Consider the following 19,498-nt stretch of genomic DNA (forward strand, 5'->3'; position numbering starts at 1 on the left):
CCGAAGGCGCATCCGCCGTAACTCAACCTACGCAAACTGCACGACCAACAACACCAACAGAATCAACGACACACCCTGCCAAAACAATACCGGGTTACGCTCAATCAATGGCGGTCGCGATTTTCGAACGAACGCGGGGTTGGGGTTGTTTAGATCATAAATAAACTCGGATAGCTCGGTGTAGCGCTTGTGCGGACTGATCTGCGTGGCCTTGCGCAAGCATTCATCCACCCAGTCGGGAACCGAAGGCCGGTGTTCCTGAGCACTGCGATAACGGAGTTTGTGCTGTTCCGCTCGGGTCCGGGTCCGGGCCACCTTGGGACCATAGGGGTGCTTGCCGGTCAGCATCTGATAGGCAAGCACGGCCAGGGAATAGAGATCGCTGCGCGGGTCTCCCGGTTCGCCGAGAAAATATTCCGGGGCGGCGTACAGGGCCGCGCCGTAGATCACCCCGTCGCGGCTTCGTCCTTCACTGAGGCCCGCGACGCTGGCGGAGCCGAAATCAATAATTTTGACCGTTCCCTGAGTATCGATCATAAGGTTGTCCGGGCGAAGATCGCGGTGCACCATGGCCTGGCGATGCAACGCCTGCAGTCCGCTCGCCACCTGCTGCACGATATCCCGGACCTTGGCCAAATCAGGACTCGGATTATCTTTCAGCCACTGACTCAAGGTCTGGCCGTCAATATATTCCAACGCAACGTACAGAAAGCCGCGTTCCTGCTCCCGCCGAGCGGCTTTAAGCAGGTGGGTGTGGTTAAACCGCCGCGCGATCCAGTCCTCCATTAAAAAGCGTTCGAGATAGTGAGGATTGTCTCTGCCTTCCATAGCCGGGACTTTGATGGCCACGGGGCCATTATTGAGGGTGTCCCGGGCGAGGTAGACATGACTGCGGCTGCTGATATAGAGCGAACGAAGAATCCGATACCCGTCAAAATCCGTACCCGCATCCAGAGCGGGGGGCAACGTCAGGAGCGAAGCCTGGCGGGAAAGCTCCCCCACGGTGGGGTCCGGCAGCGCTTCCACCCGGGCAATCTGAACGCTCAGATTATCCCGACTGCCGCGGGCCAATGCCTGCTCCACCAGGGTTCTGGCCGCGCCGTTGAGGTCATCCCGCTGGGCATCGATTACCTGCGTGATGTCCGAGGCGTCAAAAAACTCGTAGGCCCCATCGCTGGCAAGAATAAAGGTGTCACCGGGCTCAAGGTCGAGTTGGTGATAGTCGAAACGCAGATGAGGATGAACCCCCAACGCCGAGGTCAGGTAGTGGGTGTCGGCATCCACACAGTGGCGATGATCTTCCGTCAACGGTTCCAGCTGTTGATTCGCCAGTCGGTAAATGCGCGTGTCTCCCGCGTGCAACAGGTGGGCGTGACGGGCTTTGAAAATCAGCGTGCTGAAGGTGCAGATGTAACCTCTGTCCCGTTCAAACCGGTACGGGCTGTTGCGCGTCTGCGCGAACAGCCAGGCGTTGAGTGCCTGCAGTACCCGCTCCGCTGACTGCTTGACCGACCAGGCTTCCGGCGTGCAGTAATAATCTTCAATAAAACCACTGACCGCGGTTTCACTGGCGATCTGGCTGACGTCGCTGCTGCTGATGCCATCGGCAATGGCCAGCACCGCCCCTTTATGCCCCAGCGTGGCGCCGGTCGGTAACCGGGCGCCGACAAAATCCTGGTTCACGGATTTGTGGCCGGAATGCGTGTACTGGCCGATGCGAATGCGTAGAGGTTGAGTCATAAAGGTTGGGCCGTCGTGGTGAAACGACGGCCCGGGTCTCTACGGTTAAGCCAACCGACGAGCGGGGCTGGTGCGCACGTGAGTGTAATACAGGGGCAGGCCCACCAGCAGAAAGCCGCCGATCAGATTGCCCAGAACGGTGGGTAGTTCATTCCAGAGCAGATAATCGGCTATGGAAAAGTCTCCACCCATGATCAGACCAAACGGGAACAGAAACATGTTCACGATGGAGTGCTCAAAGCCCATGTAGAAAAACAGCATGATGGGCATCCACATGGCGGCCATTTTGCTGCCGGCGGAGGTGGAAATCATGGCGCCGACTACCCCCATGGAGACCATCCAGTTACACAGGATGCCGCGAATGAAAATGGTGATCCAGCCGGACAGGCCGTGCTCCTTGTAGCCGACGGTACGCGACTCACCAATCTGGGCCGCCTTGGCGGCAATCTCGCCACCATCAATGCTGAAGCCATAGGTCAGAATGAACGACATGCCCACTGCTACGGTCAGTGCCCCGGCAAAGTTGCCGAGGAATACCAGCCCCCAGTTGCGCAACACCTGATTGAGCGTTACACCGGGGCGTTTGTCCAGGTAAGCGAGGGGGACCAGCGTAAACACCCCGGTCAGCAGATCGAACTTCATCAGGTAGAGCATGATAAAGCCCACCGGGAAAAGTACCGCGCCGAGCAGCGGGGAGCCGGTATTGACCATGACAGTGATGGCAAACATGGCGGCCAGCGCCAGAATGGCGCCGGCCATAAAGGCGCGGATCAAGGTGTCCTTGTTGGACATGTACACTTTCTGTTCGCCGGAATCCACCATCTTGGTGACGAACTCACTCGGTTCGATATAGGCCATGAAGTTGTTTCTCCTGAATTGAGGCGGTGATGCTTGCGGTGCAAAGACGTGCTTCGCCAATTGGTAATCGGTGAGTTGCAACCGTCGTGCCACGCAGAAAACATCTGAAGAAAAGGTGGCGTTTTGTGCAGAAGGAGCCGAATTTTGGCCTCCCCGAATGCGGTTGCTCCAACGGAGGGCGCTTTTTGTAATCCTGTGCTCAATGCTGGTTCATCGGAAAAGAGGCTTTGTGCACGGAAGCTGTGCGCTGACTGTTGCAAGAGCACCAATGCGGAGCGCTGCTCATGGTTGGGCGATAGAGGTGTATCCCGTTCAGACTGAGTTCAGAATCCCGGAGACATACTGAACCCACTGTTTCGAATGACCGATCTGGAGGTGTTGAGTATGAAAACCCTATTGTCTGCTACGCTGGCTGGTCTGGTATTGATGGCTCCGGTGGCACTACATGCCGCTCCACCGCCTCATGCGGCGGCTTGGGAGCACAAAAAACACCATAAAGAGCGCGCGCGAGAAGCCCGTAAATGGGAGCGGGAGAGAGAGCGTGAAATGAGGAAGTGGCGCCGGGAGCGCAGACATGACGCGTATCACCATCGCCACGAAAACTATCGGGACGACGCGTATCGTTATCGCTCAAGAAGTCATGATCATCACGATCATCATCAGGAGCGCTCCAGCCTGAGAATCTACCTGGAACTTTGAGGGGTGACCGCTCAGTCCCTGAGCGAGTGAGACGCAAGGGGCGTTATTGATTGGAGGCCAGAGGCGTGACATTCGCGCTCTGGTCTTCCGTTCCTTCCAGCAACACTTCCGGCTTGCCCTTGCAGGCCTTGGCCAGCAGGTCGCTGCGCTCGGCGAGCAACAGGCCAATGGCCTCACTGTGTGCCTCGCTGATGCCGTCCACCGAGTTTTCGATCAACTGGGTGATATTGGCAGCCAGCTCCAGCATTTTGTCGTGCGCTTCCGCGGCTTTCTTATCGTCAAACATCTTGCCATCCCGATCACATTTCCAAACGGCGACTACAGCCATGGTTTTACCTCCTGGGTCATTACTGTTTTTTTATACAGTATGGATTGGGTCGCTCTTTGTCAACTCCCGATATTGACCAGAGCCAGGATCAGGCAGGTCAGAATCAGGGCCATCTGGGGCCAGGGGAGGAGTTGGCCTTGCCAGAGGGTGCGCCAGGGCGAGCGTGGCACTACGCCGGATAGGTGGGGAACGGCGGGTGCGCCTTTAGGCTTACCCGCCCTACGCGACCGGTGGGAGCGGCCGGACGTGAGGCGGAGGGAGTAAATCCAGGTGCCGGAGGCGGCCAGGGTGGTGAGCATCAGGCCGAACAGGAACCAGAGAAAGCGGGTGGGCTGGCCGCCGAAGGTGCCGAAGTGCAGTGGGTCGGCTGCCTCGGCGATACGTTGGTGCAGGCTGAGCTGTTCACCGTGCACACGACCCAGAGACTCGCCGGTGGTCGGGTCGATGAGCAGAGTGTTGGCCCGGGGGCGCACCAGCAGAGCCTTCTCTTGCCCCTGGAGAATCAACGGCTGGTTCTCGCCGGGGAACCAGAGGCTGTCCAACTGATATTCCGGCCAGGGCTTCAGGGCGCGCTCAATGGCGCGGTTGAGTGTGTCCGCATCCCGGGGCAAGGCATTGGCCTCGGGCAGCGGGCGCAGCTCGGCGCCCGCCGCCGGGGCTGCGCCGCCCCACTTTTCAACCAGATACCAGATGCCGGTGAGGCCGATCACCAGAATGAAGGGCAGGCTCCACAGGCCCAGCCACCGGTGCAGGTTGCCCCACCAGCGCCGGGGTGGGTCCCGGGGCTTCGGTGGTTTGAAAAAGCCGCGCCACCAGCGTTTGAAAATGGGGAAGGCGGAAATCATGGACAGCAGCAGCGGAAAGCTGAGCAGGGTCACTATGGTGAGTCCCCATTGCAGCGGCAGCATCAGGTGGCGGTGCGCCTCGCGCAGAAACCGGTGGGCGTTGTACCAGTTGGCATGGCCCTGCACTTCGGCAGTGTATGGATTGACGTAGATTCGCCGCCGTTCGCCGTCCTCGTTCACGGCAATCAGTTCCGCGGCCATGTAGTCGGGCAGGTTGAGATACATAAAGCTCGGCCGCCACCCGGGATACTCCTTGAGGGCGGCGGCGAGCAGGGTGCCGGGCGGTTGGCGCTCGGCACCCTCGCCACTTTCCGGGGCCTGCACGCGCAGGGCAGGGGTGAACAGCCAGTCCAGTTCGTAGGCGTAAACCGCGAGGGTGCCGGTCAAGCTGACGAAAAAAAACAACAGACTGAACTTCAGTCCCACCCAAGAGTGCAGGTTGAACCAGCGACGTCGCCCGCCGGTGCGGGCGCGTGGCGTGGGGGCTTCGGGAGACACCTCAGAACTCGCGGCTCAGGGTGACCGTGACCCGGCGGGGTTCCCCGGGGAAATGGCCGGTGCGGGTAATGAAGCCGCTCTCCGCGTAGGTTTTGTCGAACAGGTTGCGCAGGTTGATCTGCAGCTTCCAGGCATCAAACTGGCTTTGCCAGCTCGCGTCGAACACCGTGTAGTCGTTCACCGGGTCACCCTGGATACCGATCTGCTCACCTTTATACTCGGCTCCGAACGCGATGGCGGAGTTGAGGCTCAGGAAATCGTACCGGGTCCAGAGACCGGCCTGATGATCCGGGGTATTGGCAAAGTCGTCGCCAGTGGCGTTGGTGATGCCACTGGTCGCTTCAATGACCTTCACATCGTTGAAGCCGTAGTTGAAGGTCAGGGTCCACTGGGGCAGCAGGTCCGCACTCAGGTCCAGCTCGGCGCCGCGGCTGCGCACCCGGCCGACGGGGATCAGATCGTCAATACCGTCGTTGTCGACATCGCCGGCCGGGTCGGCCTGCAGCACATTGCGCCGTTCGATTTCGTAGGCGGCGAGGTTGAGGCGGGCGCGGCCTTCAAACAGCTCCAGCTTGGCACCCACTTCAAACTGCTCGCTTTCCTCGGGCTCGAAGGGGCCGCCCGCTCTCGGGTCCTGACTGCCCGCCGATTGGGGGACGAAGCCTTCGCTGATGCTGGCGTACAGGTTGACGGAGCGGTTCAGGTGGTAGACACCGCCGACGCGGTAGGTCAGGGCCTCATCACTGTCTTTTTCGACACTGTCGCCATCGCTCTCAAACTGGGTAAAACGCAGGCTGGCCAAAAGGTCCCACTGCTCAGACAGTCGCATTAGATCCTGCACATAGACGCCAGTCTGCATCTGTTCGCTTTTGCGAGGGGTTTCCCAGGGGTTGTCGTCCAGGCCGTATTGGGCCCGTGACGTCTGGCCGTAGACCGGGTCGTACAGGCTGAGTGGGGGCACCACGCCGCCGTCCTCGATCGGTGCGCCGCGCTTGGCTTTGAAGTCGTCCTGTTGGTCGAAGATTTCCGCACCCACCAGGAATTCGTGTTCGACATTACCGGTGTCAAACGCGGTAATCAGATTGGCGTAGGCCGACAGTCCCTCATTGTTGCGCACCTGATCCCGGAACTGGCGCTTCATCATGTCGCGGGTGCCGTCTCCATTGGAGTCATACAGGCCCCGGGGTTCATGGTAGTTCTGCTTTTCCTGGTTGTCGTAGTAGCGGGCGGCCAGGTCGATGCTCAGGTTATCGCTGAAGGCGTGCTGCAGTCGGCTGTAGAGGATATCCGCTTCCAGAGAGAGGAAGTCGGTGACCTCATTGTGGTTCCAGCTTGTATCCACCAGAAATTCACCGTCCTGATCAATGGGAACCCCCCGAAGGCGATTGCCCCCCAGGGTCTGGTCCACGAAGGAGTATTTGAACAGAGCCCGGGTGTTGCCCGAAGGTTCCCACACCAATCCCAGATCGCCCTGATCGTTCTCATTGGTGGTGTTGTTGCGGAACGGCTCCTCGGTTTCCTTGAGCATGGCCACCCGATAACCGAGGTCGCTGCCGTCAAAAGCACCGGTGGCCTCAACGTTGACGCCGGTCAGGTCGTAGTTTCCCGCGATGACTTGCGCGCGAGCGTAAGAGTCCAGCGAAGCCTGGCTGGTGTTGTAGTTGATCAGCCCGCCGGGCTGGCCCGCGCCGTAGACGGCGCCACTGGGTCCCTTGAGCACTTCCACCTGATCCACACCAAACAGGCGGGGAACGGAGAAGCCAGCATAGGGATCGCCGCGCAGACCGTCATAAAGGACTTCATCCTGGCGGAAGCCGCGAAAGCTCACGCCGGAGTAACTGAAGAAGTTGACGCCACTGATGCTGCGGTACAGATCCCGGGCATCCCGGGCCCCCTGGTCCTGGATCAGATCCTTGTTGAGAACCTGGACCGATGCGGGAACGCGGGTCAGATCCGCGGACAATCGCGTGGAAACCGACGACTCCGATACCTGGTACAGGGTTTGTGCCCGGCCGGTAACGATAAACTCCTCGGTGACTGCCGGGGCTTCCTGTGCCCAGCTCTGTCCGGCCGCCAGTAGCGCGACCGTCATAAGGGACTGTTTGAGCATGTTTGTGGACCTCCGCTTAATCAAGTTTTGCGAACAATAATACTTCTCGTTTAGTTTATCAATAATATGCGCCAACCGAGGATGGTTTTGGAGAGCGGAGGTGTGGTTGGACCACTAGGAGTGGATGCCGATCGATAGCGGGAGATGACGGAGTGGCCCGCCGCGCGAGAGGCGGCAGGCTCGTTCAGGTCGGATCAGGTGCGGGTGGCGCCAAAGCGCAAGTACATGGCCGGAACCACCAGCATATTCAGTGCGGTGGAGCTGAGCAGCCCCCATAGAATCACAATAGCCATGGGGGCCTGGATTTCACTGCCGGGTTCGCCGCCCGCGAGGGCCAGGGGCACCAGCGCGAGGGCCGTGGCCAGGGCGGTCATCAGAATGGGCACCAGGCGCTCTTCGGCCCCCTGGCGTACCGCCTGTTCCGGTGTGAGGCCTCCCTCGCGGATCAGGCGGCCGATGTGGTCGACCAGAATCACACCGTTGCGAGTGGCAATGCCGAACAGGGTGATGAACCCGATCAGCACCGCGACGGTGACAATTCCGCCGGCAAACCAGACGCCGGCCACGCCGCCGATCAGAGCCAGTGGCAGGTTGAGCATCACCAGCACCGCATCCCGGGTTCGGCCAAACGCCGCGACCAGCAGCAGGAAAATACCCGCGATCACCAAAGCGCCGAGCAGCAGTAAGCGGGTGCTCGCCGCCTCGGCGCTCTGGAACTGACCGCCATACTCCACCCGGTAGCCGGTGGGCAGCGTGACGTTGTCGGAGATGGCGGTTTCAATGTCCTCCACCACGCTGATCAGGTCCCGCTCGGCGACGTTTGCCATGATCACCAGGTTGCGCTGAACATTCTCCCGGCTGATGGTGTTGGGGCCGCGCTCACGTCGAATATCGGCCAGGGCGGCAAAGGGGACCTGAGCGCCCGAGGCCAGGGTGAGCTGGGTATTGCGCAGGGTATCCAGGTTCTCCTTGGCGCTCTGGGGCAGACGCACGACCAGATCAAAGCTCGCCTCTCCCTCCAGTAATCGTCCGACGGTGGTGCCATTGAAGGCGGTTTCCAGAGCCTCGGCGGCGTCGGTCATACTGAGGCCATAGTTGGCCAGGGCCGCCCGGTCGAAGCGTACGGTGACAAACGGGATCTGGCTCTGCTCGTCCATGGCCACATCGACCGCCCCGGGAATGCCACCCACAATGGACTCGATCTGCCCACCCAGGCGGCGTAGCTCCGAGAGGTCATCGCCAAAGAGCTTGATGGCGATATTGGCTCGAGTGCCCGAGAGCATATGGTCAATGCGGTGGGAGATGGGCTGGCCGATAATGACGTTGGTCCCGGGCAGTAGGGCGAATTCCTGACGGAGGGCCGCCAGCAGCTCCGCCTTGTCCCGCTCCCGCATGTCGAGCGAGACATCGATTTCCGAGGCGAATACCTGTTGGGCGTGAGGGTCCAGCTCCGCCCGGCCGGTGCGCCGGGCGGTGGCGACCACTTCCGGCTGCTCCAACAGAATCTTCTCTACTCGTTGGCCGATGTCATCGGAGGTTTCCAGGGAGGTGCCGGGCAGGGTCACCACGCTCAGGGTCAGGCTGCCTTCGTTGAACTCTGGCAAAAACCCCCGACCCGCGAGTGACAGTCCCAGCAGTGACGCCAGCAGCAATGCGAGGGCGCCGCCGATCACGACGCGCCAGCGGCGCAGAGACCACGCCAGCAGGGGACGGTATCCCGATTTCAGGGCGGCGATCAGACGGGTATCGTGATCCTGGGTTACCGTGCGACTGCCCGGCAGCCCGAGCAGACAGAGCACCGGGGTGACGGTGATCGCCACCAGCAGCGAGGCCGCCAGGGAAACGACGTAGGCCAGCCCCAGGGGTTCGAGTAGTCGACCCTCGACGCCACTGAGGAAAAATAATGGGAGAAAAACCAGAATGATGATCAGGGTGGCGAAAACGATGGAGCCCTCGATTTCCCGGGTCGCGTTCGAGACAACGCTCAGCGCCGACTGCTGTTGCGCCTCGGGACGATCGGCATTTTCCCTGAGCCTGCGGACAATGTTTTCCACCACGATAATGGCGTCGTCCACCAACGCGCCGAGCGCAATGGTCATACCCCCGAGGGTCATGGTATTGAGCGTGCCGCCGAACCAGCGAATGGACAGTACGGCCACCAACAACGACAGAGGAATGGCTACCAGGGCGATAGCGGTGGCCCGCACGCTGTAAAGAAACAGGAACATGATGGCCACCACCAGGATGGCGCCGTCCCGCAGCGCAGTGCTTAGGTTGTCGATGGAGACGGTAATGAAGTCCGCCTGGCGGAAAGCGTCGGTTTCGATCCGCATGCCCTCGGGCAGTGACTCCTGCAGCTCATCAATGACGCCATCCAGTCGGCGGGTCAGTTCGAGGGTGTTTGCCCCCGGCTGTTTCTGGATGCCCAACACCACACCCGCATCGCCTTTGTAGCTGCCGGTACCGCGTCGCGGTGCCGGGCCAGTCTGAACAATGGCCAGATCCCGCACCAGCACGGGCACATCATCCCGGGTGGTGACCACCGCCTGCTCAAGATCCTCAATGGTGCGGGCCCGGCCGATGCCCTGGATCAGGAATTCCTGCCGGTTCTCGGTCAGAAAACCGGCGGAGGCGTTGCGGGTGGCGTTGGCCACCGCCTGGCGCAGTCGGTCCAGCGTTACCCCATAGGCGGACAAACGCTCCGGAGAGGCGACGACCTGAAACTGGCGGGTTTCACCCCCGGTGGGGATGACTTCGGCCACTCCCGGTACGGCCAGCAGCCGGCGCCGGACCTGCCAGTCGGCGGCGGTTTTCAGGGCCATTTCATCGTGCTGCTCCGAGGTGAGCGCGATAAACAGAATCTCCCCCATGATGGAGGTGACCGGTGCCAGTACCGGTGGCGGCAGGTCCTGGGGCAGGGCCGCCGAGACATTCTGCAACCGCTCGGCGACGCGTTGGCGGGCGCGATAAATATCCGTGCCCCACTCAAATTCCACCGTCACCACACTGATGCCGACCCCGGTGCTGGAGCGGACCCGGCGGACGCCGCCGGCACCGTTCATGGCGGTCTCGATGGGAAAGGTCACCAGCCGCTCAACATCCTCGGGGGGCATGCCGTGGGCTTCCGTCACGATGGTGACCGAAGGGGCGGTCAGGTCGGGAAAGACATCCACCGGAGCCTTCAGGGCCGACCAGCCGCCCCAGACCATCAGTAGGCCCGCGGCGACCAGAACCAGCAACCGGTTGTTCAGGGACACGCGTATAATGCGATCAATCATGGAAAACTCCGGGGGTTAGTGGGCGTGGCCGTGACCGATTTCGCTACCGCCAGCCGACGCCAGCTTCACCAGGTAGGCCCCTTCGCTGACCACCCGGTCGTCAGCGCTCAGGCCTTGGCGAACTTCCACCCAGGCACCGTCGCGCAGGCCCAATTCCACCGGTTGACGCTCAAAGCTTTCACCATTGACTTGCACGTAGACCACGGAGCGGCCGTCATCGTCGATCACCGCACTGCGGGGAATCGCCAACCGCTCCACGGCAGATTCGGTGAATACATGGGCCGCCACTCGGGCGCCTAGTAGTGTGGGGCCGACCTCGGTGGGGTACTCCACGGTAACGCCTGCGGTGCGGGTGCGCGGGTCCACTGCGCTGTCGTGCCGCACAACGCGGGCGCCCTGCTGCGCATCCAACACCAGCGGGCCGTCGGGTCGATCAAGCCAGGCGCCGCTACTGTGGGCAAGCTCCCCGGCAAAGCGCTCCGGAACCCGGATGGCGAGCCAACGACGCTCCGGCGCGGCAATCCGGAACAGCGGATCACCGGCTTTGATAAAGGCACCGGGGCTGACATTGGTGGTGACCACCGCTCCGGCCACCGGCGCGCGCAGGGCGAGCCCCGCCTCGGCGTTGCCGGACTCATACTGCTCCACCCGGGCACGGGCGGCGCGGAATTCGGCGCGGGCAACATCAAGAGCCTCCCGGGCGTCCAGCATCCGCCGTTCGGGAATGGCTCCCTGGGCCAATAGGCCGGTAAGTCGTTCAAAGTCCCGCTCCGCCAGCGCCCGCCGGGAGCGGGCCTGTTCCAGCGCGACCATCAGGCTGCCGATATCGGACTGGTCACCCAGACGGGGAATCAGCACGCCCAGTGTGGTCCCTTGTGCAACGCGCTGACCCGGCTGAATCAATGGGGTGCTGGCAATATAACCGTCGGCCGGTGCCCGCACGGTGGCGTCTCCATCCGCCGGAGCGGTGACGGTGCCAAAGCCCGGAACCGAGCGTCGCAATGGTCGGGGTTGAACGGATACCGTCGCAAACGGGTTGTCCCACTGCTGTTCTTTCAGATACGCGATATCGCCTTCGGGATGATCGGGCAGACCCTGAATCGCCTCATTGTCTGTAAATACTCTGATCTCGCCCAGAGAGTGCCGGGCGGTCATATCCCCGTCAGCGACCTCAATCACAAGGTCGAAGTCACCGCTATCGCGGGGCGTGACGCTGGGCCGGAAGATGCCGCGACTGGTGGTTTCGTTCACCCGGAAGCGGGCGACGGTACGCCCGTCGCGCTGCAGCAATACATCCAGTCGCCCCTCCGTCAGTGGCATAAAATCACTCAATCGGGTGACGTGGGCCGCAAAGCGTGAGCTTTGTCCAGCCACCAGGGCGGGAAACTCCACAAACAGCTCGGTGTGTTCACTGAAATCGGTGTACACCAGCACTGGCGCATCATGCGCCTCATGGTCGGCGTGGTCTCCGTCGGGGCCGTGGTCATGGCCGTGTTCACCGGAGGGGGTGTCGGAGCAGGCGGTGACCAGCAGCGCCAGGGTGAGGACCCAGGGGCGTGAATCAATGGGCATGGTCGTGGCCTTCGCCGTGGTCATGGTCGTCATGGTGGGGCTGGGTGTCGGTTGCCTCCGCCTCCGGTTGCTCAGCGTCGTCGCCGTAATAGGCTTCTGTGTCCGTGTGGTCGTGATCGCCGTGGTCGTGGCCGTCCTCGTGGGAGTGACCATCGTCGTGCGGGTGGCTGTTGTTCTGCTCATGGGCGTGGTCATCGCCATGCCCAGCGTCACCGTCGTGTGCGTGCTCGGCATCGCTGCAGGCGGTGAGGGCCAGAACCAGTGCGCTGAGCGTGATCAGGGGCTTCAATGACTTCATGGTGTTTCTCCAGTCAGTAGTGTCAGTTGGATAAAGGTGGTGCGCGCTTCCAGCTCGCGCTGGACAAGCGCCCGGCGGGTATTCAGTTCCGAGCGGTGGGCGTCAATCAACTCGGCAATGCTGAGCTCGCCGGCCGCGTAGCTGCTCTCGGCGATGTCAGACAGTGATTCCGTCGGCGCATTGATGCTTTCCCGTAACGCCAGGGCGGACGCCTGTTCAGCGGCCAAATCGCGCTGCAGTGCGCGCAAGCGGGTGCGGAGCTCGGCGCGGGCAAGCGTGAGCTCCGCCCGTTGTTGTTGGGCGCGGCCTCGCTGGGTTCGGGCCTGGCCAGAGTGTCGGTCGAACAGGGGGATCTCAATACCGATGGAGATGACGTTGCCTTCCGCCTGAAAGCCGGGCTCAACCACCTCCTTGCGACCGACCCCCAGGGTCAGCTCCGGCCAGCGCTGGCGCTGGGCGGCCTCGGCGCGTACCTTGGCGCTCTCGGTTTCTGCCGAAAGCGCTTGCATTTGTGGGCTCTGAGTGACGGCGGAGGCTTCCGCCGGTTTGTGTGTGGGTGGCAGCAGGCGGCCCGTGAGCGGTCGCTGGCCGTCGCCAATTCGTTGTGCCAGCCGGTCTCGGGCAGAGGTCGCGTTGGCACGGGTATTCAGTCGTTCGCCCTCCAGCAGCGCCAGTTCCTGAAGCAGACGATTGTGATCGTACCTGGAGGCATCGCCCGCCGCGACGCGTTGCTCAATGGCCGTCGTCAGCTCGGTAAGCCGGCGATGCCAGTCGGCGATGAGCTCCGCTTCACGTTGGGCCGCGAGGGCTTGATAAAAGTGCTGGCGGATATTTGCTGCCCACTCCCGGCGGGCCTGATCGTTGCGAAAGCCCGACGCCCGATATTGATGGCGCGCCGCCTCCCGAGACAGCCCGGGTACGCCCGCCAGATTGAGGCGTTGGCGGATGGACCAGGTGTTCTCCTCGGAGTCGCCCGACGGGAGCTCCAACGTTTCGCGGCTGTATTCAATTTCCGGGTTGGCCCAGCGACCAGCGGATTCGAGCTGGCCCTCAGCGATGTCGGTGTGGGCGTCCCAGCGGGCGACCACCTCGGGCTGCTGTAGGCCGAGCTGGACCGCCTCCTGTTCGGTTAACGGCGTGTCAGCAGCGGCCAGCCCGGGCGCGAGCAGCAGGAGACCAAAGATCGGGGAAAAGGGGTGTGGCACGGTTAAACTCCTACCAGAAAGCCGAGAAGGGTTTCAAGGGAATGATGGACGACCACCAGGGTCGCCACGCCACCCAGAAAGGCAGTGATAGTCAGAGCACTCGAGATGGTTAGGGTTCGAGATACCCTGTCGGGTTGGGCATGCAGAAGCCGGTGGATTCGGGGCAGAAGTTGGCCGCCGCTAGCCGACAGACTTCCTGTGGGCGAGGGTCCGCTCAGGCGTGCCACTTTGATCAGCGTCGCCGCCACGGCCTCGGGGCCAAAACGGCAGGCCGCCCGGTCATCGGCCTGCTCCTCCATGCGTTGCCGCCACAGGGCGCAAAGTGATCGTGCAGATGATGGCCAGTGTGCCAACAACAAGACGTTGAACACCAGGTTGCGTAGCGGGTCGCGCCGACGCAGATGGGCGACTTCGTGGGCCAGAACGATGCGACGTTCCCGATGATCGAGCCGATCGGTCAGCCCGTGGGTCATGAACAGGGTCGGGTGTCGGTAGCCTGCGGTGCAGGCAAAGACCTCCGACGTGTCGAGACGACGCAATCGCCCGTTACCTCGGCTCAGGGCCAACAACGCTGTGGTGTCGCGAGCGGCCTTGAACTCTCGGAATAAAAACCCCGTCAGGACTTTGATCAGCAGGCTTGCCAGGGCCGCAGCGCTGAGCAGGTGGATCCATTGCAGGTCGAGGGCGGGCCAGTGCTCAAAACACAAATGGGGATGATGCATACCGTGGTGCGCGCAATGATCAGCAATCCAACCAAGGGGTTTGGCTGCCGCGATGACGCACATGGCGGTAACCGGAGCGGCCATGGCCAGCCAAGGCGTCAAAGCGTATAACCACAAGTGGCGGCTCAGGTGTTCAGGTGAGAGCAGCCGCCCAGCCAGCCAAAGTAGCCCGTTGGCGAGGAGCCAGGCCATCACTGCCAAGAGTGTCAGCAGGTAGAAAAAGTCGAGCAAGGCGGTCATGACGATGCTCCTTCGCCGCGCCGTGCCTTCAGCACCTGTTCCAGCTCGTCCAGCGCCCGTTCGTCCAACTGGTCAGCGGCGTCTACAAACGCTGCCAGAGAAGAGTGAGCGTCATTGGTAAAGCGTCCCAGTAAATCGTTGATCAATCCGGCAATCAATTGTTGTCGGGCTACCTGGGGCCGGTAGCGAAAGGCGTGGGCCACTTTCGTACGGCTGAGCAGTTGTTTGCGGTATAGCCGGTCGAGGGTGGATTGAACGGTATTCAGGGAAATGCCTCTGGCCGCTCCGAGGGTGGCGTGCAGGTCTTTGGCGGACTGACCGGGAGTCTGCCACAGTGCTTCCATTACGGCTATTTCCAGCTCGCCGAGGGGTGGCGTTGCGGTAGTAGGGGGTTCTTTGCCGGGCACGGTGTCTCCTCGGTAGTCAGGATTATTGGCATTGCACTGCAGGTGTCGATCAGCCTAGTCACACAAAAACCGATCGTCAATCGGTTTTTGTGTGATGGGCTTCGCTATCTCTCAAGGGGCGGAGTGTGGATAATGCGCCTGTCGTCTCTGAATTCAGGAAGGATTGTGACTCAATCGCACCCCCCCAGTTCTGATACCACTGCGGTCACTAAAGCGCCCAGCCTGTTGCGCTCAAGCTCGCTGGTGAGCGCCTTTACCATGCTCTCGCGGGTGCTCGGGTTGGTACGGGATATGGTCTTTGCCCGGGTCATCGGGGCGGGGGCCGGGGCGGATGCCTTTTTTGTGGCCTTCAAGATTCCCAACTTCATGCGCCGGTTGTTCGCCGAGGGCGCCTTTGCCCAGGCCTTTGTGCCGGTATTATCGGAGTATCGGCAGAAGGGAACGCACGAGGCGGTGAAGGCCCTGGTGGACCGGGTAGCCGGCTGCCTCGGGCTGGTGCTGGTCTCGGTCACGGTGCTGGCCGTGGTGGGGGCACCGCTGGTTACCGGGCTTTTTGCCCCGGGTTTCTGGCTGAACGATCCCGATAAATACGCCCTGACCGTGGATATGGTGCGGGTGACCTTTCCCTACCTGCTGCTGATATCCCTGACCGGCTTTGCCGGGGCCATTCTCAACAGTTACGACCGCTTTGCGATTCCCGCCTTTACCCCGGTGCTACTCAACTTGAGTCTGATTCTGGCAGCGCTGGTAGTGGCGCCAAACATGGATACGCCGGCCTATGCCCTGGCCTGGGGGGTGATGGCGGCCGGGGTAGTGCAGTTGTTGTTCCAGTTGCCTTTTCTGAAGCGTGTTCACCTACTGCCCGCGCCCAAGGTGGACTGGCGCGATCCGGGGGTGAAGCGCATTCTCTGGCTGATGGCGCCGGCTTTGTTCGGCGTGTCGGTCAGTCAGATCAACCTGCTGCTGGATACCGTGCTTGCGTCATTTCTGCCGACCGGTAGCGTATCCTGGCTCTACTATTCGGACCGGTTGGTGGAGCTGCCCCTGGGGGTGTTTGGCATCGCTCTGGCGACGGTGATCACCCCGAGTCTGTCCCGCCAGCACGCCGCTGAGGACCCCGAAACCTTCAGTCAGACGCTGGACTGGGCGGTGCGCAGCGTGCTGTTGTTGGCGTTGCCCGCGACGTTGGCGTTGATCCTGTTGGCCGAACCCATTCTGATGACCTTGTTCCAGTATGGTGAAACGACCGTCCGGGATATGCAGATGGCCTCCTACAGCCTGCGGGCCTATGCGCTGGGGTTGCTGGCCTTTATGTTGATCAAGGTACTGGCGCCGGGTTATTTCGCGCGTCAGGATATGAAAACCCCGGTGCGCATCGGTATTTACGCCATGCTCGCCAATATGCTGCTCAACGTGGTGTTCGTGTTACCGCTTTATCTGATCTTCAATATTGGTCATGTGGGGCTGGCGCTGGCCACCGCGGTTTCCGCCTACCTGAATGCCTATTTGCTGTTCCGGGGCCTGCGTCGGCTCGGTGTTTACCGGCAAGAGCCCGGCTGGGCTCGGCGTTTGCTATCGTTTGGGGGCGCCAATGCGGCCATGGTGGCGGCGCTGGTGGGTGGCCTGTCGGTCTGGACCGGCTGGCAGGAGTGGTTCTGGTGGCAGAGAGGTTGGCGTCTGGCGGTATTGTGTATTCTCGGGCTGGCGGTATATGGCGCGAGTTTGCGCATTATGGGCATCAAATTCAGCGAATTTCGCTCGAACCACTGAAAGCTGGCAGTTTGAGCCGTATGTGCTACGATTGTTGATATGGGCGACAATCGTAAATCCACATCTTCTGGTGCGCCCGCTCCCCAAAAGGGCGCTCCAGCCCCTCAAGAGGCGCCGGCCCCCACCGGATCCGCCTCGGCAGACTCGCGTGCGAGCCAACTTACCCCTTGCGCCATCACGTTTTCGATGGATGAAGCCCGTGGCCTGGTGCAGGGGCGGCTGGAGCCGTCGACCGAGGAGCAGTCCTGGGATCTCGATCGCCTCAGAGTGCGTTTGGCGGAGGCGGGGTATGGTGAATGGTTCGCTCCGCAAGCCACCCTGGAGTCGGCGGTGCAGCAGGCCAACAACGGCCGTTGCGGGGATCTGGTGCTGGCCGAGCGCCGCGATGCCCGGACGGAATGGCGCATTGCTGAGGACCGCCAGGCGGCCTTTCTGACCCTTCACCCGGCGTGGGGTGGCCGCAGGCTGACCCGGGAGGCCCTGCTTAAGGCGCTTCTGACCCAGGGAGTCGTCAAGACCTGTATCCACCTGCGAGCGCTGACCCATGCTGCCGAGGCGGGGCACGCCGAGTCCCTGTGTGTGGCCCGGGCCCGCCTGCCCCAGCCGGGTGAGGACGCCCGTTTTGTGTCTTTGGTGGCGCGGGACGATCAACTGGCATTGGAGGAGGACGAGCAGGGGCGCGTTGACCTCCATCATTTACATGAGTTTGTGGTGGTGGATCCGGGCACGCCCCTGCTGCGCCGTATTCCCGCGACCCAGGGCGAGCCGGGCGAGGACGTCATGGGTGAGCCACTGATGCCGACGCCGGGGCGCGACCGGAGTTTTGATGCTCTGGACGACAGTGTTGAGCCGGACCCGGAAGATGCCAACGTGCTGCGGGCCGCCATCCGGGGGCATCCGGTATTTTCATCCAGCGGCGTACGGGTGGACCCCACCTTGCGCCTCAAGGCGGTGGATGTCTCCACGGGCAATATCGATTTTGAGGGTTCGGTGGAGGTGGCGGGGGATGTCGCCAGCGGTTTTGTGCTCAGTGCCACGGGAGACATCCTGATCCGCGGGATGGTTGAAAAAGCCGATATCCGCGCCGGCGGTAATCTCACTGTGCTTGGCGGCGTCATGGGAGAAGAGGTGGGCCGGCGCCATGACGGCGATTTACGCCTGCGCACGCACCTCACCTCTGGCGGAACACTGAGCGCGAAATTTATCAATCTGGCGTATGTTAACGTCCGCTATGATCTGCTGGTGCGCGAGTATGCCCTGCAGTGCCGGCTGGTGGCGGGACGGGACATCATACTCGGGCAACCGACGGGTAAGGGCAGTCTCATCGGGGGTAGCGCCAGCGCCGGCCGGGCGCTGGTGGCCAATACCTTGGGCAGCGAGGCCGGAGTCGCCACCGAAGTGTCCGTGGGGCGCCCCAACCGCCGGCGTCGCCTGGTGGGGCAGCTCAAAGAAGCCTTGACGCTGTGCGAGCACAACTGGCAGCGGGTGTGCGACACCCTGGATTGTATCCAGCGGGGGGAGATGGCCACGCCGCCCACCGATAAACTGAAACGACTTTATGCGACCCGGGACTCACTGCGGGCGCGCCGCCAGAGAATCCGTGGATTGATCGACCGCCTGGTGGGGGCTCGGCAAAGTGCCAGGCCCAGTCGGGTAGAGGTCAAAAAGCGTCAGCATGCCAACCTCAGCCTCAACATTGACGGCGTTCGCCGCTACTTCAATACCGAACATGGTCCCTCGTGCTGGCACAGGCAAGGCGCCGAACTGGTGCGCGGCTCCTGAATCGGTCTTCCCCCCAAGCCCTAGTCACCTCTTACTCCAGCCCGCCCGGTCTTGTACCTCTTACCCCCACCCGCCCGCTCCTGTATACTCACGCGTTTTGTAAAGTCGACTGAGCGAGGCGAGCGGGCATTACTGTGAAACCGGCCCCCAAAGAGTTCATCCGCGGGCTGCACAACCTGCGCCCCCGACACCGGGGCTGCGTGGCGACCATCGGTACCTTCGATGGCGTGCACCTAGGCCACCGGGCCATCCTGCGCCAGCTGACCGACGCCGCCGAACAGCACCAGCAGCCCGCCGTGGCCATCATATTCGAGCCCCAACCGCACGAATACTTCGCCCGCGAACGGGCCCCGGCCCGGCTGATGCGACTGCGGGAAAAAATCCAGGCCCTGTTCAGCGCCGGCGTCCAGCGGATACTGTGCCTGCGCTTCAACGAAGAACTGCGCAGCCTCACCGCCCAGCAGTTCATCGACCGCATACTGGTGCAAGGCCTCGGCATCCACCATTTGGTCGTGGGCGACGACTTCCGCTTCGGCTGCGACCGCGCCGGCGACTTCGAACTGCTCACCGCCGTGGGCCGGGAGCAAGGCTTCACCGTCAGCGACACCTGCACCCTGGAACACGCCGGGGCGCGAATCAGCAGCACCCGCATCCGCCAGGCCCTGGAAGCGGGCGAATTCGGCCTCGCCGAACAACTGCTCGGCCACCCCTACCGCATCGGCGGACGGGTAGGCTATGGCAAACAACTGGGCCGACAACTGGGCGTACCCACCGCCAACGTGCAACTGCGACGCTACCGTTCGCCCCTGCACGGCGTCTTCGCCATCACCGCCCACCGGGCCGATGGCAGCGCCCACCCGGGCGTCGCCAACGTCGGCGTACGCCCCACCGTCAGCGGCTCCACCCGGCCGATCCTTGAAGTCCACCTGCTGGACTTCACCGGGAACCTCTACGGGGAGCGCATCGACGTGGAATTTCACCGCAAACTGCGGGAAGAACAGAAGTTTGAATCGATCGACAAACTGCAAGAGCAACTGCAGAAAGATATTGCAGAAGCAAAACAGTTTTTTAAGCAAGGTAAAGGGACACACTGAACTCGGAATTTGGCACGGAGGCCCGAAGCGGGTAAAGCCTTCCCGGACACGC

General features: G+C 62.1%; 15 protein-coding genes. 4 read left to right on the plus strand and 11 right to left on the minus strand.

Going from position 1 to position 19,498, the window contains the following annotated elements; genetic code table 11:
- Window positions 1-27: 27 nt before the first annotated feature.
- Window positions 28-1,740, minus strand: coding sequence for a bifunctional protein-serine/threonine kinase/phosphatase (locus tag B3520_RS07780; protein ID WP_286804115.1), 1,713 nt, complete (start codon window positions 1,738-1,740; stop codon window positions 28-30).
- 45 nt (window positions 1,741-1,785) lie between these two features.
- Window positions 1,786-2,598, minus strand: a complete 813-nt coding sequence (locus tag B3520_RS07785) for a formate/nitrite transporter family protein (RefSeq protein ID WP_123639532.1) — start codon at window positions 2,596-2,598, stop codon at window positions 1,786-1,788.
- Between the two features lie 384 nt (window positions 2,599-2,982).
- Between B3520_RS07785 and B3520_RS07790 the strand changes: the two genes are divergently transcribed.
- Window positions 2,983-3,297: a hypothetical protein gene (locus B3520_RS07790; RefSeq protein ID WP_152521742.1), complete on the plus strand. Its 315-nt coding sequence runs from the start codon at window positions 2,983-2,985 to the stop codon at window positions 3,295-3,297.
- 43 nt (window positions 3,298-3,340) lie between these two features.
- On the opposite strand, the gene B3520_RS07795 is transcribed toward B3520_RS07790, so the two are convergent.
- From B3520_RS07795 to B3520_RS07835, 9 genes are all read right to left on the minus strand, one after another.
- A complete protein-coding gene (locus B3520_RS07795; protein WP_024462528.1) occupies window positions 3,341-3,625 on the minus strand; it encodes a YebG family protein in 285 nt (94 codons plus the stop codon).
- Window positions 3,626-3,684: 59 nt separating this feature from the next.
- Window positions 3,685-4,968 carry a PepSY-associated TM helix domain-containing protein gene (locus tag B3520_RS07800; RefSeq protein ID WP_123639529.1) on the minus strand — a complete coding sequence of 428 codons (1,284 nt, stop codon included), beginning with the start codon at window positions 4,966-4,968 and terminating at the stop codon, window positions 3,685-3,687.
- Between the two features lies 1 nt (window position 4,969).
- Window positions 4,970-7,078 carry a TonB-dependent siderophore receptor gene (locus B3520_RS07805; protein ID WP_123639528.1) on the minus strand — a complete coding sequence of 703 codons (2,109 nt, stop codon included), beginning with the start codon at window positions 7,076-7,078 and terminating at the stop codon, window positions 4,970-4,972.
- A 194-nt stretch (window positions 7,079-7,272) separates the two neighbouring features.
- Entirely contained in the window at window positions 7,273-10,356 is a 3,084-nt protein-coding gene (locus tag B3520_RS07810) for an efflux RND transporter permease subunit (RefSeq protein ID WP_286804116.1), read from the minus strand.
- A 15-nt stretch (window positions 10,357-10,371) separates the two neighbouring features.
- Window positions 10,372-11,928 carry an efflux RND transporter periplasmic adaptor subunit gene (locus tag B3520_RS07815; protein WP_286875818.1) on the minus strand — a complete coding sequence of 519 codons (1,557 nt, stop codon included), beginning with the start codon at window positions 11,926-11,928 and terminating at the stop codon, window positions 10,372-10,374.
- Window positions 11,918-12,226, minus strand: a complete 309-nt coding sequence (locus tag B3520_RS07820; RefSeq protein ID WP_286804118.1) for a hypothetical protein — start codon at window positions 12,224-12,226, stop codon at window positions 11,918-11,920. The genes B3520_RS07815 and B3520_RS07820 overlap by 11 nt, the downstream gene beginning before the upstream one ends.
- Window positions 12,223-13,431: a TolC family protein gene (locus B3520_RS07825; protein WP_286804119.1), complete on the minus strand. Its 1,209-nt coding sequence runs from the start codon at window positions 13,429-13,431 to the stop codon at window positions 12,223-12,225. The genes B3520_RS07820 and B3520_RS07825 overlap by 4 nt, the downstream gene beginning before the upstream one ends.
- 2 nt (window positions 13,432-13,433) lie before the next feature.
- A complete protein-coding gene (locus B3520_RS07830; RefSeq protein ID WP_286804120.1) occupies window positions 13,434-14,393 on the minus strand; it encodes a M56 family metallopeptidase in 960 nt (319 codons plus the stop codon).
- The gene (locus B3520_RS07835; protein WP_286804121.1) at window positions 14,390-14,800 is read right to left on the minus strand and encodes a BlaI/MecI/CopY family transcriptional regulator; all 411 of its coding nucleotides are present in this window, start codon (window positions 14,798-14,800) and stop codon (window positions 14,390-14,392) included. Before B3520_RS07835 ends, B3520_RS07830 begins: the two co-directional genes overlap by 4 nt.
- 165 nt (window positions 14,801-14,965) lie before the next feature.
- Between B3520_RS07835 and murJ the strand changes: the two genes are divergently transcribed.
- The 3 genes from murJ (at window position 14,966) to ribF (ending at window position 19,446) form a co-directional block, all read left to right on the plus strand.
- A complete protein-coding gene (murJ, locus tag B3520_RS07840) occupies window positions 14,966-16,570 on the plus strand; it encodes a murein biosynthesis integral membrane protein MurJ (protein WP_286875820.1) in 1,605 nt (534 codons plus the stop codon).
- A 186-nt stretch (window positions 16,571-16,756) separates the two neighbouring features.
- Window positions 16,757-18,352 (plus strand): DUF342 domain-containing protein, encoded by a 1,596-nt coding sequence (locus B3520_RS07845; protein WP_286804124.1) that lies wholly within the window; start codon window positions 16,757-16,759, stop codon window positions 18,350-18,352.
- A 134-nt stretch (window positions 18,353-18,486) separates the two neighbouring features.
- Window positions 18,487-19,446 (plus strand): bifunctional riboflavin kinase/FAD synthetase, encoded by a 960-nt coding sequence (gene ribF / locus B3520_RS07850; protein WP_286804125.1) that lies wholly within the window; start codon window positions 18,487-18,489, stop codon window positions 19,444-19,446.
- Window positions 19,447-19,498: the final 52 nt, after the last annotated feature.

Source organism: Marinimicrobium sp. UBA4509, from assembly GCF_002388575.1.
Classification (GTDB): Bacteria; Pseudomonadota; Gammaproteobacteria; order Pseudomonadales; family Cellvibrionaceae; genus Marinimicrobium; species Marinimicrobium koreense.

Excerpts from the sequence above, each read along its gene's own strand:
- B3520_RS07780 (WP_286804115.1), bottom strand. The coding sequence starts at position 1,740 with ATGACTCAACCTCTACGCATTCGCATCGGCCAGTACACGCATTCCGGC.
- B3520_RS07785 (WP_123639532.1), bottom strand. The coding sequence starts at position 2,598 with ATGGCCTATATCGAACCGAGTGAGTTCGTCACCAAGATGGTGGATTCC.
- B3520_RS07790 (WP_152521742.1), top strand. The coding sequence starts at position 2,983 with ATGAAAACCCTATTGTCTGCTACGCTGGCTGGTCTGGTATTGATGGCT.
- B3520_RS07795 (WP_024462528.1), bottom strand. The coding sequence starts at position 3,625 with ATGGCTGTAGTCGCCGTTTGGAAATGTGATCGGGATGGCAAGATGTTT.
- B3520_RS07805 (WP_123639528.1), bottom strand. The coding sequence starts at position 7,078 with ATGCTCAAACAGTCCCTTATGACGGTCGCGCTACTGGCGGCCGGACAG.
- B3520_RS07810 (WP_286804116.1), bottom strand. The coding sequence starts at position 10,356 with ATGATTGATCGCATTATACGCGTGTCCCTGAACAACCGGTTGCTGGTT.
- B3520_RS07815 (WP_286875818.1), bottom strand. The coding sequence starts at position 11,928 with ATGCCCATTGATTCACGCCCCTGGGTCCTCACCCTGGCGCTGCTGGTC.
- B3520_RS07820 (WP_286804118.1), bottom strand. The coding sequence starts at position 12,226 with ATGAAGTCATTGAAGCCCCTGATCACGCTCAGCGCACTGGTTCTGGCC.
- B3520_RS07830 (WP_286804120.1), bottom strand. The coding sequence starts at position 14,393 with ATGACCGCCTTGCTCGACTTTTTCTACCTGCTGACACTCTTGGCAGTG.
- B3520_RS07845 (WP_286804124.1), top strand. The coding sequence starts at position 16,757 with ATGGATGAAGCCCGTGGCCTGGTGCAGGGGCGGCTGGAGCCGTCGACC.